The following is an 18,283-nucleotide window of genomic DNA, read 5'->3' as shown; positions in this document are numbered from 1 at the left end:
TCCTTATATTCAAATATCAAATCTATGAACTAAGAGTCCCCTGAATATATTTCACAACATCAGCAGGAATATTTCTCAAGAAGTAGTGCCCACCCTTCTCGAACTCCACTAAATCACATTGAGTGATCCAATGATTCCAATTCGTCCACAATGCGTTGTAATCCTCTGTAATAGGATCATCTTTAGCTATCACTATGGAGGTAGGTGTTCGTATTAATTTTTCCTTTTGATTCCATAGATTGCTCAGATACGTATTTGCTTGAATAGAATCATGTTTGAAAATGTCGACTAATTTGGACTCGTAGCTCTGCCCTAAAGTCGATAGGTTACTTGTACCACTCCACTCCGAATATAATTCAGCTATATCTGAAAATTGTAAGTTCGTAGCATTGCGGACACGCATATCACAGTCTTCTTGACTAATCATATTTTTTGCGGCTAAAAATAGTCTTTGGGGATAGAAGTTTCTCGATTCTAGTTTTCTTACTACTTCGAAGGCAAGAGCACTTCCAACACAATGTCCCCAGACCATGAATGGTTTATCTTTCATCGCTGAACATATCTCTTCTACCAATACATTCACTGTATCCTCAAAGTTAACAAATGTACTGTGCTCTAAGTTAGGATCATGTGCCGGTAATTCTGCAGCAAACACGGAAATGTCGACATTATTTTTCTCGAATTCTTTAGCTATGGGGATAAAATTTAAAGCGTTGCCCCCAGCATAAGGTATAAAAATGATGTTGCACTCAGATTCACTTGATTTACTTAAGCAGGTTAAGAGAGAAACCTCTTGCGATAATTTAATTTTTTCTTTATTTGCAAGTTCACTTGCAAGTTCGAGTAGAATCGATTTTTGCATAAGTTGTTTTAAAGAAATATCCTTTTTGAAAAAAAGAGCTACCTTCATAGCAGCTAAAGAATTTCCTCCAATGAAAAAGAAATCATCATCTAATTTGAGATTCTCTTTTGATATTTTCAAAACATTTGACCACACATCTTTGACGCGATTAATCGCTATGTCCAAGTCCAGATTGATATCAAGGCGTATAGAATCTTCTTCATTCCGCGATGGTTGATCCATCTTCTCCGTGTAATATTTGAACTCGTCTAACTTTTCTTCCTCCATTAGGATTTGATGATTTTCTTCGGTCCGGTGAACCATGCTCTCGAGAATATCAACGAAAATTGTACCAAAGAATTCAATGTCTTTAAGGTCATATTTGGATGTGTGATAATGCAAACTTAATTCAATCTCATCGGTATAAAAATGTCTTGAATACTCAATTCTTAGTGGGAATTCTGTAATTGCTGCCGCTCTTACATCAATATTATCAAATCCTGGAAGCCCGCGTAAATCTTTCAAGGAATAAAAGTGTGTAAAATTAAATACAGTTTCGAATAAGATCGTTCTTGAGGTTAGATCTTGTTTTACTTGTGCCATGGGATATCGTCTGAAAGGTAGAATGTTAGCTTCAACGCCATATACATGCAGAATGAAGTCTTTCCAACTAGAATTAGAATCAAGGATGACACGAAATGGCATGGTGTTCAAAAATACACCTAAAGCATTTTCCGAACCAAGAAGTTCGGGTCTCCCACCGATTTCATATCCCATGAAAACATCATCTTTGCGGGTCAGTATAGCAAGAAATTTGACATGTGAGGCGAGCAGGATATCTTTTACGGGGATTTTGAGTTCTTTAGCCAAGGTAACTAATTTTGCTGAAAGTCCTTCTGGTAAGATTATGTCTTGAAAAATAACTTCGTTTCCTTTTCGTGTATCTTCTTCTCTACTACGCGGGATTGTTCCTTCAGGAACATCTTTTAACATGTCTCTCCAAAAATGACGATACTCTTCTGAATGTATAGCTTTTTGTTCCAAGTAGATAAACGTACGATTATGATTGTTGCTTTCGAGCAATCTAGTATTAGGATCTACCCCATTCACCATATCGAAATAGGTCTTGAACAGGAAGGTATGGACTTTATTCATACTCCATCCATCTAGAGCTGAATTATGCTGGCTTATACTATATTTATATTGGGATTCACTTAGGATATGGACATGAAGTTGAACTAATCCTGGTTTGTCCCATTCAAACGCTCTATGTTGTTCTTTCCAAAACCATTGTTCATATATGTCTTCTTTTTCTTGTTCCGTATGCAACCCACGTAGATCATATACATGTAAAGGGAGTGTGTCGATAGTGCTGTGGACTAGTTGAAGGTATTCGGAGAAATGTTCCAAATTGTAACTTGTTCTAAATATAGGCTGCGAGTCTACTAACAATTGAACGGCTTTTCTAAATGTAGGTACATCTAGTTCTCCATCAATGGTGTATGTCACGATATCATGATAGTTATTATCACCTTCCATGATACTACTTTGATAGACAAGTCCGGATTGTAACATGGACATCGGATAGGCATCTTCAATGTCATCAGGGATGTTGGTTTTATCTTCATCCTTAATTAATTGGAAATTGGAGATTACGATATTCACATCATCATGACTTGTATCATTGAGATTCACGTGTGTAATCAGATCTTGTATCGTAGGATATTTGAATAAGTGTTGAAAAGTAAATATCAGTCCACTTTTGTGTGCTAATGCCACTACCGATACAAAGTTTATTGAGTTCCCACCCAGCGCAAAGAAATTCTCATTGATTCCTATATCAGGAATTCCCAATACATCTTGCCAGATTCCACAGAGCATTTTTTCTTCTCTTGTTTGGGGTGCAATTTTTTCATCGACAGCTCTTTCATTGCTCATTTCTAACAGCAGCTTACGATCAACTTTTCCATTTCTAGTTAAAGGGAATTCACTAAGGATTACTAATTTTTCTGGAATCATATAATTCGGCAGTACTGTAGTCAATGCTTGTCTAATATCTTTAACATCAACCAATCTATCTTTTTGAATGATAAATGCATATAAATGTAGCATCTGATCAGCTTCTAGATTAGTTAACACTAAGGCATCGCTAACACTAGGCAGGTTCGTTAAAGCCGTTTCAATTTCTCCAAGTTCTATTCGGAATCCTCTTACCTTCACTTGCCGATCATTTCGGCCAAAATACTCGATCGTTCCATCCTGTCTAATTCTCGCTAAATCTCCAGTAAGATATACTTTTCCTTCTTCCAAATGTGGTATATCGATAAAGCTGCTCTTCGTTTTAAAGGGATCATGAATATAGCCTTTCGCTACACCCGTGCCAGCTATCGCTAACTCTCCTATCATCCCTATAGGTCTTAACCTTCTGGTCTTGTCTAAAATATAAATGTGAGTATTATCAATGGGCTTACCAATCGGTACGGGATTCTCGCCTTTTGATGTTCGATGCCATGTAACATCGACTGTAGCTTCTGTCGGTCCATATAAATTTATCAGTTCTACATCACTTAAGTATCGATGAAACTTTTCGACATGATTTGGAGTTAATGCCTCACCGCTACTGAAGACTCTTTTTAAAGATTTAATTTTTTCATAAGATGAAGAACTATCTACATAATCTAAGAAAGCGTTCAGCATGGAAGGGACAAAATGCAGCGTAGTGACCTTGTTTTCTTCTATTGCTTTTATAATCTCAACAGGATTTGCTTCTTCGTCTGCTGGCAGAACTGCTACTTTGGTTCCAGTAATCGCCCACCAAAAAATCTCCCACACAGAAACATCGAATGTTGAAGGCGTTTTATGCAAAATGACATCACTGCTCTCTAGTGCGAACATATGCTGCATCCATTCAATTCTGTTAATGACACTTTTATGTTTTATTTCTACACCTTTTGGCGTACCCGTAGAACCCGATGTAAAAATGACATAAGCCAAGTCATCCGGAGAAATAGGTTCAGCATAATATTCAGCATTCGTTTGGTAAATTTCACTTATGTTGAATTTTTTTAATTCAATTCCTTCAAGAACAGCGCTATGTTTATCTAGATATAAAACGGTTTGACTATTCGCTTGCTTTAGAATGATCTCATTTCTTTCTTGGGGCGCTTTGGGGTCCAGCGGAAGATAAGCTTTGCCAGATAGTATCACGCCAAAAACCGTGGCTAGAAAATCTATGGAACGTTCACATAATACGGCAATGATGGACTCCGACTTTTCCGTATTTTTCTGAATAAATGCAGCTATTTTTTTAGATCTATCCTCTAATTGTTTGAAAGTCACTTCCTGCTCATGACTCACTATACTTTTTTCATTTTCAAACTTACGAAAAACATGTTCCAATAGACTCGCTATACTATCTGAATTGGAGAATTGTCTATTTGTCATATTTAGTAGTTCATAACTTAGGGCATCCTCAGTCTGAAATAAATCTGAGGCTTCAATATTTTCATCTGCATTAGCTGTGATTAATTCCATTAGATAGGATAGCTTTGCTGCTATGCTATCCAAAGTTTTAGTCATATAAAGAGAAGACACTCCAGCAATAATGAACTTCCAATTGCCGATACTATCCATCTCAAGGTTACAAGAAAATATATATTTGCTATATATATCTGCTAGGTCTACAAATGTATCTTCAATAATATTTATTTGTATGGGTGTCGTCTCAATGATTAGGTCTGTAGGGTAACCTGCATATTCTTTGTGATTTGATATTTTATTGTGTATTTGGTCAAGAATATCTCTATAAGTATGTCCATGCTGTATATTAGCTCTTATTGGGAACTCTAATATTCCCCCATCTTTATATTCGGCAAAACCGACCAAGAGATCCTCATTCATCCCATTGTCGATGGAATATAATAAGGATAATACTAATAAAGTAAATACTTCATTTGAATGTTGTATATCACATTCCTGACAATTTAAAAATGCATCCACTTTGGAAGCTTCAATTTTAATCTGCGAAACATTATAACTTTGTGTAATGGGATTTGAGGTATTCTTTCGATGATCGGGTAATAGATTAGAAGGTACGGCATCAACCAATTGCTCTTTCCAGTATGCTCCTGCCTCAGGCATCTGTAATGCAGCTATTTTTTTTTGACCCAACGTCTTATTTTTGGTTATCATACTAATCTCCTTTGCATTATTGCTATCTATCTAATCAGAAATTAATAGCAATAATTATATTTATTTACCTAGCATGGCATCGAGGGTTTCCTTGAAGAGATCCTCTAAACTTTTTATCGTTTCATATTCAAACAGCTCGGTTAGATATTCCCACTCTATCTCTAAAGACTCGTCCCCATCATAAATTTGCATATTCAACGAGAACATGCCCTCCGGTGGAATAAGCGGCTTTATCCGTATGTCCTCTCCTAAAAAACTCACTTCCATTGATTCCTTATCATGGTAAGCGATCAACGTCTCATGAAGATGTGTATCCCCCATAGTTCTTTTTAATTTATAGATAAAATCAACAGGTACATTTTGATTTCGCTTAGATTCCCTCCATTGATCAATAAATTCTTTTAAATATTCATGTGTGAAAATACTAGATTTAGACACAACCCATAAGGTATTGGTCAGCATGGAGACGACAGGTAAGCTTGAGACTTTAGAGTACTCGCGACTAGGCGTTGCAAATGTTACATCTTCACTACCCGTGATGAGATGTAAAAATTGAGAATATCCCATAGCAAGTGCTTCAAAAATAGTAATTCTATTGTTCAAACTCCACTCTTTTAACAAAGCAGTTCGTTCTGTTCCCAAAGAAAACACAATATGATTATTCCTATTCGATATCCCCTCCACATCCATTCGATCAAATGGAAGATGATTCATACCTTTATACCCTTGAAAATGAAGTTGCCAAAATTGTTCAGCTGCATCTTGATTCTTATAAAACTCACTTCTAGATTCTTCAATTAAGGTTGAGTAATTCAAAGGTAATTCTCTAAGTTCCTCGTTAAGATAAAAACTGTTTAGATCTTGTACAATGTTCCTTAAGGAGAACCCGTCTACTACGATATGATGAAAGTCCATGAACAACCAACTTCCCTCACTGTCTTCATGAATCTCAAATTTGTATGGGGGATCATGCTGTAAGTCGAAAGGGGAAATTAATTCGTGTACATTCACTTGAGTAGAACACTCTTTTACGTTAACACTGAAGTTTTCTTGAATAATCTGAACTGCATGTCCTTCGCTCAATAGAAATCGTGTCCTCAGACTATCATGACGTTCAACAAGCTTATTTAAAGATTGATGCAAGAGATCAAAGTCGACTGTATCTGGAAGCTTAAGCAGAAGGGGAATGTTATATCGTGTAGTATGAGGATGAATAGTGAAGTCTATAAAAATGGGCTCTTGTTGATTGAGCAACTTTAATTTTTTCTCTTGACTAACTAATGCGATTTCATTAATCATGTTGATCTTTTCTTTTTCCATAACCAGACGAATGAATTCATCTATACTTGAACTCATCAACAGATCTATGGGTTCCATATCCATGCTAAATTCCTTATTGATCTCATCGGATATATATATACTTGTTAAAGAATCTAATCCTATTTCAAAGAAAGAAATAGAAGTATCTTTTACAACACAATTCATATTTTTTTCAATGATTTTCATTATAGTATTTTCTTGCCCATCCAAATCGTGTTCTTCTAATAAATCACTCTGGTCAGCTTGATCCTCAATAATGCTTTTAATTTTTTTATAGTCTAGTTTACCGTTAGAATTCATGGGAAGATGTTCTACAACACATACTTGTGCCAATACGATATGAGAGGGGGCTATTTTTTTGAACTGGATGCGGATCTCTTCCTCAGATAAATCAAATTGTTCTCGGATGACAACACAGCATGCTATCCCTTTCTCACCGTGTCGATTTTCAATAACTGTGACCGCAGAAGATTGAATCTCCTTCATTTCATTTAGAATACTTTCTATTGCATTCAATTCAATTCGAAAACCCCGTATTTTAATTTGGCGGTCTTTTCTACCTTTAAAAATTACGTTACCGGCATAATCTAGAGATGCCAAATCACCGGTTTTGTACAATTTCCCAACTCCGAATGGATTTTTGATGAACTTTTCCTCGGTTAGTTGTTCATTATTGATATAACCAGCAGATACACCCTTCCCTCCGATATAAAGTTCTCCATCATGATTAGGTTCTACTATGTCGAGGTTCTCGTCCAAGATGTATACTTTCGCATTTTGAATGGGTTTTCCAATCGGAATATAGTTCTCCTGAATTGCAGCATCGATTTTATACATCGTAGAAAATGTTGTGCATTCCGTCGGTCCGTACCCATTGTAAATAATTAGACTCGGATTACTTAAGAGCGCTTTGTTTACATCTTTTGGATGAACGATATCCCCACCCACAATTAATTCTTTTAAGTTAGAAAATAACTCCATATTTTTCTGAACAGCAATAGAAAATAAAGGAGCCGTTAACCACATCAGGTTCACTTGGTATGTGCTAATCAACTCACTTAAATAGCTAAAATTCGTCACTTTTTGGAGATCCGGAATAACTAATTGTCCTCCATTTAAGAGGGCACCCCAAATTTCAAAGGTCGAGGCATCGAAATTAGGTGCACCCGTTTGAAGAATAATAGTCTTGCTGGATAGTTCAAGACAAGCATCTTCAGTAGTCAAATTAATAATATTGCCATGGGTAACTTTTACCCCTTTCGGAAGCCCCGTAGTACCCGATGTGAACATAATATAAGCGATATCCGTGTCAAGGATAGGTTTACTGCCGTAGTTAACTGGGGATACTTGAAGCCCCTCGGCATCCCTCACCATTCTTATGCCCTTTACATTCCAATGCTTATCTGCAAATACGAATTTGATGCCTGCCGACTGAATAAGACTTTCTAAATAATACTCATTTTCTTTGTTCGATAATGGAATATAACTAGCGCCGATCTTAGCTAAAGCAATAATAGAAATGACGAATTTTAGACCGTTGTTAAATAAGACTCCAATTCTATCACCAGAATTCACTCCAGATTCCAAGAAAAAATTCGCCATATCATTTGCGCGCTGATTCAGATCTTGGTAAGTTAATTTTTCATCTAGATAGACAACTGCTCTTTGGTTAGGATACTTAGATACTATCTTATTGAAGTAGCTGCCTAAGCTCACATATTCAATCATGGTCTCCATTTATTGCAACACTTCTTTCTGTTGGACTATCAAGGGGTTAGCTTGACTACGAACCAGATTAATTGTTGTAACAAATTGTTGGAAGTCCTCTGACTCCCCATACACGATCCCGATATTATTTTCAGTTCCTAAGCGAGAATCTATAGTTTCGCCCTCTTTTTTAGTAATTTGTACATGAGTAATATCTTTGTAATCCTTCAATGTCTCGAGTCCTGTTATGCCTTGATAAATTCCATTTTCAATACTCGGCGGAGTTAAAAATATTTGATAGTATACTTTGTTCATAGGTATCGGCTGAATGGATACTTCTTGATTTAAAGATATTTGTAACGTTAATCTTATTAAATCAACACCTGTTGCTCTTTTTAGTATTTCTGAAACGTATCCGCCCATTCTACCGTTGACTTCGATTATTTTCGGACCATCATCCGTAATTTTAATTTCCGTGTGTGTTGTACCACTGGTGATATTCAATGCCTTAATTGCTGCTGCATCTACGGACCTGATTTTATCTTCCATCTCTTTAGAGAAAGGATGAGGTAAGAACATTCCACTTTCTGCGAAATGTGGTGTTAAAGGTAACTTTCCCGTGATTGAGATTTGAGTTGATTTGCCTCCTTGATGAACAGATTCCACCGATACATAATCTCCGTAAAATGAATCTGCACTTCCTTTATGCCCCGATAAAAATTCTTCTAAAACATATTCGTGATCTAGAGGAAACTCATGAACTGCATGCTCCAATTCCTCGTAAGAGTTCACCTTCTTGGTCCATTTACTCCCGGCTCCTACAACAGGCTTAATAATAGCGGGGGTGCCCACTTCAGACAAACTCTGTTTCATATTATTCTTATCTAATCTAGTGAACCTGACAGAAGTACCTTTGGCTGTCGAAAGAATTTGTCTTTGCATAAACTTGTTAACTAATGCGTTTGCAGTTTCCGTAGAATTACCGAACAAACCCATTTTTTCTACGAAAAGAGAAGTTTCTAACAACTTATATTCACTAAAGGTAGTAATTCCTTGAACTCTCTCATGAAGCAAGATCTCTTTGATTTCCACTTCAGATACATTCGAGATATTATAGGATTTCACATATTTATCTAACACTTTAATCTGCGACAAATCACTGCTCGAGCAATCTTCTCTATACAGAAATACGATGTTACATACTCCAACAGATGCAGCTTGTATGGAAAGAGGGCTTGCAGAACCCTGGCCATAAAAAATAGCTACTTTAGGAAGAATCGAATTCGTCATACGCTGACTTCTCCCCGTTCCTTTGCTTTTAAGAAAGCTCGCATACTACTTGGCGATGAATGCACGTAAAGATCTCTAAGCAATATATCCTTACTAACCTTTTGTTTCAATTCAGATAACAATGACACGGCAAGTAGAGAATTCCCGCCACAGTCAAAGAAATTATCCTCATCTGTAATTTGTTGACCTAATATCTTACACCATACTTCTAAAAGAACATTTTCACCTGAATTAGCAGCTGTTTTTGCTTGATAAGGCTCATTCTGTTCATCTAATAACTTTTTGAAATCAATTTTTCCATTTATAGTTAGGGGAATGTCTTCAACGTGAACTGATTTTGAAGGAATCATATAGGAAGGTAGCTCTTTCATTAGGATATCTCTAATATCATTAGAACTATAGTCTTTATTACTTTCAAAAAAAGCGATAATTTGCTTATGTTCATCCTTGTCGTTATTTTGAACGGTTACAACAACTTCCCTCACACCAGGGATTCGACTCACATGTTTCTTGATTTCATCAAGTTCAATCCGATACCCTCGTATTTTCACTTGATTGTCAATTCTGCCTAAGTAATCGATGCTGCCATCTGATTTTATTTTTCCAAGGTCTCCACTTTTATACCAGCGTTCTCCGGATAGCTTATCGATAATAAATTTTTCTGTATTAAGCTTTTCTCTATTTATATAGCCATTTGAAAGGCCAGCACCTCCTACCCAGATCTCACCTTCCACTCCGAGGAGACAAGGTACTCCATAAGGATCTCGAACAGATATTTTCCACCCTTTGATAGGAACGCCTATACTCTGACTACTTGTGTCCAAATTTCTTTTGAAAATATTTTGATAGGTCACATGAACAGTCGTCTCAGTTATGCCATACATGTTCACAAGCCTACATTTACTTGATGAGTACCTTTGAAACCATTTTTTTAGCTTTGTGTTATCCAAAGCTTCCCCGCCAAAAATGATCAACCTAATTGAATTTAGACGTGGTATTCTTTGTTCAGACTCAATATTTTGTAAAGCATAAAAAGAAGAGGGGGTTTGGTTTAATACAGTCACATGATGTTCAATAAGCAAATCGTAGAAATCGTACATTGAGGTAGCTGTTTCTCTTGGAACTACAACCAGTTTGGCGCCACTTAATAAGCTCCCCCACATCTCCCACACAGAGAAATCAAAAGAAGAAGAATGGAACATGGTCCACACATCATGAGCTGAAAGCTCGAACTCTTCTTGAGTCGCTTCTACTAAAGCAATAATGTTATCACAAGAGACTTGAACACCTTTAGGTACACCGGATGTTCCAGATGTATAAATTACATAACCCGATTGAGGGGTATAAGCGGGGAGAAGCAAGTCATTGTGTGGTTCCAGCTGCGTCTGTTGCAATAAGCCGGATGGTTGTATGGTTATATAGTCCGCATCTTCATCTTGTGAATTTTGAATAAGATTAGATATAAAGAATTTTGCTCCAGAATCTTTTAAGATAAAGGATATTCTTTCTTCAGGATAGTTAGGATCTACAGGAATGTATACACCGCCAGCCTTAATCACTCCAATCATTAATAACACAAGTTCATTATCCTGCTTCACAGAAATAACAGCCTTATCTCCTGTTTTTAACCCTTCTTTGATCAGATGTGTGGCTATACTATCACTTCGTTGTGCTAATTCTTCAAAAGTGATGTCTCCCTGTGTGTCTGAGAGAGCTATATTCTGAGCAAATTGTCGCTCTATTTTTTCTAATCGATCCAGTATATTTTCCTGCTCCAATACAACTGTCCTTCTACCAAATGGAGTCATTAATTCATTTATTACTTCATTCATGCTAGAATCTGAATCCGCCTGAATAGGGGTTAAGAAATACTCAAGCATTGTACCGAATTGTCGGAGTACTTCGGAATCCATAGTGTCGACGCTAGCCTGTAGTGATACAGAATGGACAACTCCTCCATTTTGTTTTATTACGCACGTTAATGGATATTTAGGACTTAGACAGTACGTATAATCAAACTTCTTATTATCTACATCAATACTAATAATGCCTGTTGTGTAACCGGCGCTCTCCCCATTTTGAATAGCTTGCTGGTTGGGATTAATCGTTCCATCTTGGTTTAGTTTACCCTTTAGTATAGTCTGTCCGCTCATAGTTAGACTTTTAGCATAGACATTCAGGTCTTCATCACCGTATAGCTTTAGAGTTTGTGCAAGCGCCGCATATATGGCCTGATTTTGAAGAGCAAAATGAGATACGCTTTGACCTTTTAATTGAACAATATTATATTCATTAAAATTCCCTTGGGTTGCTTCATCCAATAGAGGAACTCCCCATTTAATTGAAGCTTTTGCAGGACGCTCAACCTCATCTGCATCCAACTCGATCATCTGAATATTATCTAATAGATCATTGTATACCTGTAATAATCCAGACAAATTAGCTTTAGTGAGATCTGAGGTTAGTACTAATGTTGCATTATTTTCATTTAAGATTAGAGTAATTCTGATTTTCTCCGCCAACCCGATGGCTCGATTTTTTTCCCTCTTAATATACTCTTCATACATTTCTGGACTAGGAACTTGTTCCACCGTAATGAAAAGATCCACATGATCTTGATTAATAGATTTTTGATGAATTTTTGAAATTTCTTCTATTGTTAATTTTTTTACAAGCAAAACATTTGTTGTAGTTGAAGTTTGTACTACTGCCTTTGTCTCTAAGACATTCATCATAGGTTCTCTCCTTTATTTAGCAGAATAACCAGCATCAACTGTAATATTTGTACCTGTAACTCTCTTGGATTCGTCGCTACCTAACCAAATTGCAGCTTCCGCAACATCTGTAGGAGATACAACCGAATTCATTGCCACCGACTGCAGATCAATTTCTTCTTGTTCACCTAATTGAATACCTAAGGAATCCGCCACTACTTTTGTCATACTTCCATCCACGAATTCATCATCATAGACTGGTCCGGGACATATGGCATTGACCCTAATATTATCCATGGCATAATCCAATGCAGCAGATTTGGTTAATCCAACTAATCCGTGCTTTGAGGCTACGTACCCAGCGAAATGCTTATATCCTAAGAGTCCAGCAGTTGAAGCAATATTGATGATGCTTCCTTCTTGCTGCTTGATCATAATGGGGACTACAAATTTTATAACTCTCCATGGCCCAGACAGATTAACATTTAATAAAATGTCCCACTCTTCACTTGAATAGTTGTGCGCTGCCTTCCCTGCTGGAGCACCAATTCCTGCATTATTGATTAGAACATCGATTCTACCAAAGCGATGAACGGCATCTTGGACTAAAGAAGCAATCTCTTCTATTTTAGTAACATCCGCATGTTTTTTTAATACATTTACACCAAGCTTTCTACATATTTTCTCCGTGTCATCCAATTGACTTGTTCTCGAAAGATCGTACGGCACAGCATCAATATTACTGCCGATATCTGAAATAATGATGTCCGCGCCCTCTTTAGCAGCTTTAATAGCGCAAGCTTTTCCTATTCCTCTGCCCGCACCTGTAATGAGAACAACCTTGTTTTTTAATCTATCCAAGTCTATTCACTACCTTCTGAGTAATTTAATAAACTTTTCTCTACGATATGAAGTGCAAGATCTGCTCTATCAAGCAAATACATATGTTCTCCTTCAACTTCATAAAGCTCGTAATCTTTAGATGTATGCTGTTTCCATTGTTCTACCTCATCTCTGCTTACAAAAACATCATGATCCGCATATATAGCTGAAATGGGGATGTTAACAATTGCATGACTCACAGGATATTTAATATCCATCTCGAAATCCGCTTTAAATGTTGGCATTAATAGCTCTTTTAGATCAGGAATATCAAATGCCTCATTTTTAAGCCCCGTCAGCTTTTCAACTTTTGTGATGAACTCATCCTCTTGCTCTAAATCAATCCCATAATCGCGGATACTACTGGGTGAAAACGCAGCCGAAGCAAACAGATGTTCAATGTTTAACTCAGGCACACTTTCAAGCCTTCTTATTACCTCGAACGCCAATGTAGATCCTAGAAAACAATGTCCAAAAAATGCAATTCTTTTATTTACATATTCAGCTTCAATAATTGTTGCATAATGATCCGCTGCTTTATTCAAATCTGTGAATGGATCTTCTCCAATCTCTCTTTCTCTGCCTGGAAGTTGGATGGGTACTACTTTAATTTTGGGTGACAGTTGCTTGTTCCATTCACTATAGACACTTGCTCCACCACCCCCATATGGGAAACACAGGAGGTATATTACATCGTCATTTTTCATAATTAATCTCCTAGACTAATATTTTTTGATTTCTTTAATATTATTCCTTTAGATAGATAATCACTTCCAAATACAAACTTTCTCCCTAGTAAGTAGGAAATGAATGAGTATGAAAAAAGGACAACACCCGAGGCCAGAAGACCATATTCTATAGAAATATCAAACATTCGAGAAAGAATGGGGATTAATGTAATTGTCAGTACAGACACTATGAAATTCTTCACAGAGTTGATCCGCCCCATGAATTCTGAAGTACTTCTTTTTTGTAAATTTGTATTAAAAATAGTGATTGAAAATGAATTTGCCGATCCATAGACGATGATTAACAAGAATGCAAATATTACATGAATTTTAATAGAAAGAATGATAAGAATCATAGACTGCAAAAACAATCCAACTACAGCAGAGTTATTCGTCCCTAATTTTTTAGAAAAACTAGCGATCAAAGCGACAATGATCATGGAACCAATGGCAAACCCGCTGTCGAATAAAGAAATATAGAAGCTGTTGTTATTATAGTGAACCGCAACCAGAGGAATGAGCATCAGATTAAAAATATTTACCGCCATATAGTCACCAGAACTCATCAGCAAATGAGCTAACACACTTTTCTCTTTCCCAATTTGTTGCATTAGATATTTCCAATCTTCAAAAAATCTTACGCCTGTACTTTTTTGTTCGTTGACTTCTTTAATTTGTTTGCTGTATTTAATTAATTTGAAATAAAAGGCAGATATAAAAAACATACAGCCAGATATAATCAATGCCGTCGCAGGACTCATAAAAAAAATAATAGAAGCAACAATAGCACTACCTAAAAGCTGGCCGGCTTGAAATAGAGTGGTGATTATACTATTTGCCTGTAGCAGTTCATCCTTATCTCTAACAAGTTCAGGAGTTAATGTGAATTGTGCATTCGAGAAGAAAGGCACAACAAAATTCACAATGATGAGAATAATAAATAGATAGCTTAACCCCGTATCAGGATGAATTAAGAAAATGGTACCTGCCCCAGTTATGAATACACCTTTGGTAAAATCGCTAATAACGAGAATTTTTTTTTGATCACTTCGATCCACCACCGTCCCAGAAATAAACTGGACTAAAAACATCACAACGTATTGGAGAATGATTACAATTCCGATCGAAGTGGCACTATTCGTTTTATCGTACAATAGCTTGCTAACAGCAATGAGTTGCATGCCACTTCCTATATTGGAGATAAAAATGGCTAATGCCAACAATCTAATATTTCTTGCGTTTCTTAAAAATCTCAAGATTATCTTTCCATTATTCATATGTTTCTCCTACATATTTCATTTAATTTCGACCTCAAACTCAACTTGATTCAAAATTTCATTGGCAATTCGATTTACTTCATCGTGCGTTTCTCCCACTACCACAAAGTGTCCTACTCTATCCCATGAAGATTTTACAACGGGAATGATATCTCCTATACTCCTATCTATCGAGAAATCAACTACTTCAGGAACCATTAAGCTGTCTACACCTTTAATTTCTTTTAATTCACCTGCAGGACAGTTAAAATATCTTATTGTACTCACTTTGGTAGCAAGTTGCTGTATATTCGTAGGTTCGCGCATTAATATCATCGAATATTCCTTTAAGAAATCAAATTCATAAGCATTACTAATTAAATCATAGATATAGTCACCCGGCATTCTTCCTGCACACTCAATCAGTACGGGTCCATCTTTTTCAATTTTCCATTCCGAATGCAATAATCCTGAATCAATTTCTAGTTTTTCAACTAAATTTTTCTTTTCATATAATAATTTTTCCGTATCAGCTGCTGAAATATTGGCTGGAACAATGTGACCCTCTTCAACAAAATTATTATCAAATGTTATTTTTTCAGTAATATTTGAAAATATAATTTCATTGTCTCTTACTAAAGTCTCAACGCTAAATTCTGGCCCATTTACATAATCCTCGGCAATATGTTCTCGGTTGATTTCTCTTGATACTGTAATTTTCGGATTGTCGAGAGCTGACGTTGTATTTTCCCATGCCTTTTCAATATCTCCAACGGATTCAATCTTGCTAATTCCTATGCTAGCTTGAAGTGTAGCAGGTTTGAATATGAATGGATTCCCTTCATAAAAATTGAAAAGATCTTCTTTTCGAATTATTTTTTTGTATCTTGGATGGGGAATATCATATCGTTCACATGCTTCTCTTAGTAGAATTTTGTTTGTCAGTATTCTAGCATTTTTTTCTTTTAATCCAGGCAATCCTAGCAAATCTGCAATTTTCCCAGTTGCTTTCACTGCATAATCTTTTGAAGGGAACACTGCATCAAATTCTATTTCATCATGCAGTACTTTTGCTATGGCCACACAATCTTCGGAATCAATATAGTTACCAAACACAATTTTCTTTACTAGATTCGTCTTAAATTCACTTAACTTATTCTTTTCATATAATTCTTCCTCTTCAATAATATAGACTTCTATATCCGTGCGATCTTTGAACTGCTTTAAAGCTACCATCGAAAAGCCTATCATTAAAATTTTTTGTTTCATTGTGCTTAAATCTCCTTTTTGGTATGAAAATAGGCTTTTAGTGCTTCGAACATAGTACAGCACAGAGTTCCGATTTATTTTAAAAGACAATCTTTCCATCATTTTCAGTTGTAGAAGTAAGTAGATTCATTGAATGGTTAAAGTAGCTTTCCAATCAGACAAACACATCTTCAGCTTCTATTAGACCTCATCCAAATCATTCTCTATTCATTTACACAATGAGGGGTATAGAATAGTTTAAATCAAGCACCAGAACTAGCGCTTCAGTGGAGTTAAACTTACGAATAGATTGGCCACCTCCTATCCGGTCCAGTCAAGATTATCTCTAAAACGAAGTCAACATACATAATTCGCTAGAGTATAACCATTTCCTTCCAAACAAGCGTTCCATTTAAATCTAATTATGTATAAAATTTGTTTAATTTAATATTTGTATTAGAGATATTGACCTATGAGATCAAAATGATATCAAATATTGGTTTGAAACTTGTGAATTCTGTAGAATTAGAGATGATTTATATGAAAAACTCTGCTGCCAACAAGATATAAATAAGCTTAAGAGACATTAATTGTCCATTACACAATGATTATTAATAATTACGTTGCAAAAACAGAACCCCTACCAAGACTGCACACAGCAGTCTCACCCATGATTTTTTTCCTGAAAGGTGTTCTCTTTGATCTTAAAGGGTGCAAATTTATAACCCGCGAAGGCTGATCAAAATAGGATAAATTTGAAGAAATTTATATAAATACCCCAAGAGCGTGGATAATACAGCATTCTTGGGGATTGGCTTTTTAGTAATATAGATTCGGGAGTGAACTTCAGGATAACTCAGTCCAAAATATTTCCCACACTTTCCTACTTGCTTGTTGAAGGCATAATTAGTTGGCTGTCGACCATATTTTTTAGAATAAGCTTTTTTATCCGCTGTAAAGAACATATAGAGCGTTAGTTCCGATCGAAAGAGGATTATGGGCTTGAGGATATGGACTTCAAAATAAATGCTAGAGGATATGCGCTTGAGGGTATGTAGTTGAGTTATATGTTTGTTTCTATGTATTCGAGATTCTCTGTTTGTTCCTATGTGTTTGAGGTTATGTGTTTGATCCTATGTATATGAAGGTTATATGTTTGTTGCTATCTATTCGAGGTCTTATGTTTATTCCTATATATTTGAGGTCTTATGTTTATTCCTATGTATTTGAGGTCTTATGTTTATTCCTATGTATTTGAGGTATGTGTTTGATCCTATGTTTTATAGGTTTTAGTCCAAAATTTCAGTCTCAGTAACAAATGAATATTCGAGATTATTTACCAATATAGTTATTTTATAATTACACAATAGTATCAAATATATATTTAGACCTTAATATATAGTACAAAGATCTCAACTACCTACAACAATGATTAAATGCATATAACCATTTGCATTAAAAAAGGGTTATAAGACTGCTTTAAAAGCAATCTTATAACCCTTTTGGTATACCGGCGAGAGGACTCGAACCTCCACGGTTTCCCACTCGATTTTGAGTCGAGCGCGTCTGCCATTCCGCCACGCCGGCATATACAATTTTAAAATGGCGCGCCCTGAGAGATTCGAACTCCCGGCCTTTTGATTCGTAGTCAAACGCTCTATCCAGCTGAGCTAAGGGCGCACATATATTGGAGCGGACGACGGGAATCGAACCCGCGACCCTCGCCTTGGCAAGGCGATGCTCTACCGCTGAGCCACGTCCGCAAATAAGTAAATTTGCATTCATAGGTAGAATGGTGAGCCATGAAGGGCTCGAACCTTCGACACCCTGATTAAAAGTCAGGTGCTCTACCAACTGAGCTAATGGCTCTCATAAAGAGAATTATTACATGTTCTGTTTATTCTTAAAATATAATGGCGGAGCCGACGGGATTCGAACCCGCGGTCTCCTGCGTGACAGGCAGGCATGTTGGGCCTCTACACCACGGCTCCACATTATAAAAAAGAATTGGTTGCGGGGGCAGGATTTGAACCTGCGGCCTTCGGGTTATGAGCCCGACGAGCTACCGGGCTGCTCCACCCCGCGTCATTGAAATATTCATCCTTA

8 protein-coding genes and 6 tRNA genes are annotated in these 18,283 nt (G+C 36.5%); all 14 read right to left on the bottom strand.

The genetic code is table 11. The annotated features are described in order from the left end of the window. Positions 1-22: 22 nt before the first annotated feature. The 14 genes from J2Z69_RS00070 to J2Z69_RS00005 all read right to left on the bottom strand — a co-directional run bounded on the left by J2Z69_RS00070 (position 23) and on the right by J2Z69_RS00005 (position 18,262). Entirely contained in the window at positions 23-5,032 is a 5,010-nt protein-coding gene (locus J2Z69_RS00070) for a non-ribosomal peptide synthetase (RefSeq protein ID WP_209858095.1), read from the bottom strand. A gap of 60 nt (positions 5,033-5,092) precedes the next feature. After that, positions 5,093-8,080 (bottom strand): non-ribosomal peptide synthetase, encoded by a 2,988-nt coding sequence (locus J2Z69_RS00065; protein ID WP_209858093.1) that lies wholly within the window; start codon positions 8,078-8,080, stop codon positions 5,093-5,095. A 9-nt stretch (positions 8,081-8,089) separates the two neighbouring features. Next, positions 8,090-9,349 (bottom strand): ATP-grasp domain-containing protein, encoded by a 1,260-nt coding sequence (locus J2Z69_RS00060; protein WP_209858091.1) that lies wholly within the window; start codon positions 9,347-9,349, stop codon positions 8,090-8,092. Then, the gene (locus J2Z69_RS00055) at positions 9,346-12,084 is read right to left on the bottom strand and encodes a non-ribosomal peptide synthetase (RefSeq protein ID WP_209858089.1); all 2,739 of its coding nucleotides are present in this window, start codon (positions 12,082-12,084) and stop codon (positions 9,346-9,348) included. The genes J2Z69_RS00060 and J2Z69_RS00055 overlap by 4 nt, the downstream gene beginning before the upstream one ends. Positions 12,085-12,096: 12 nt before the next feature. Next, positions 12,097-12,924, bottom strand: a complete 828-nt coding sequence (locus J2Z69_RS00050; protein ID WP_209858087.1) for an SDR family oxidoreductase — start codon at positions 12,922-12,924, stop codon at positions 12,097-12,099. A 2-nt stretch (positions 12,925-12,926) separates the two neighbouring features. Next, complete coding sequence (locus J2Z69_RS00045; RefSeq protein ID WP_209858085.1) at positions 12,927-13,652, bottom strand: thioesterase II family protein; 726 nt, start codon at positions 13,650-13,652, stop codon at positions 12,927-12,929. 2 nt (positions 13,653-13,654) lie between these two features. Then, the gene (locus J2Z69_RS00040; protein ID WP_209858083.1) at positions 13,655-14,950 is read right to left on the bottom strand and encodes an MFS transporter; all 1,296 of its coding nucleotides are present in this window, start codon (positions 14,948-14,950) and stop codon (positions 13,655-13,657) included. Between the two features lie 18 nt (positions 14,951-14,968). Then, complete coding sequence (locus J2Z69_RS00035; RefSeq protein ID WP_209858081.1) at positions 14,969-16,198, bottom strand: ATP-grasp domain-containing protein; 1,230 nt, start codon at positions 16,196-16,198, stop codon at positions 14,969-14,971. Positions 16,199-17,685: 1,487 nt separating this feature from the next. After that, positions 17,686-17,764, bottom strand: a tRNA-Leu gene (locus J2Z69_RS00030). A gap of 16 nt (positions 17,765-17,780) precedes the next feature. Further along, positions 17,781-17,857: transfer RNA gene (locus J2Z69_RS00025), tRNA-Arg, on the bottom strand. A gap of 8 nt (positions 17,858-17,865) precedes the next feature. Beyond that, positions 17,866-17,940 (bottom strand) — tRNA-Gly (locus J2Z69_RS00020). Positions 17,941-17,970: 30 nt separating this feature from the next. Next, positions 17,971-18,046 (bottom strand) — tRNA-Lys (locus J2Z69_RS00015). A 45-nt stretch (positions 18,047-18,091) separates the two neighbouring features. Further along, a tRNA-Asp gene (locus J2Z69_RS00010) sits at positions 18,092-18,168 on the bottom strand. Positions 18,169-18,185: 17 nt separating this feature from the next. Continuing rightward, positions 18,186-18,262: transfer RNA gene (locus J2Z69_RS00005), tRNA-Met, on the bottom strand. Positions 18,263-18,283 lie beyond the last annotated feature (21 nt).

Source organism: Paenibacillus shirakamiensis (genome assembly GCF_017874255.1).
Lineage (GTDB): Bacteria > Bacillota > Bacilli > Paenibacillales > Paenibacillaceae > Fontibacillus > Fontibacillus shirakamiensis.
Note: the sequence above shows the minus strand (reverse complement) of the source record. Positions and strands in the feature narration are given on the sequence as shown.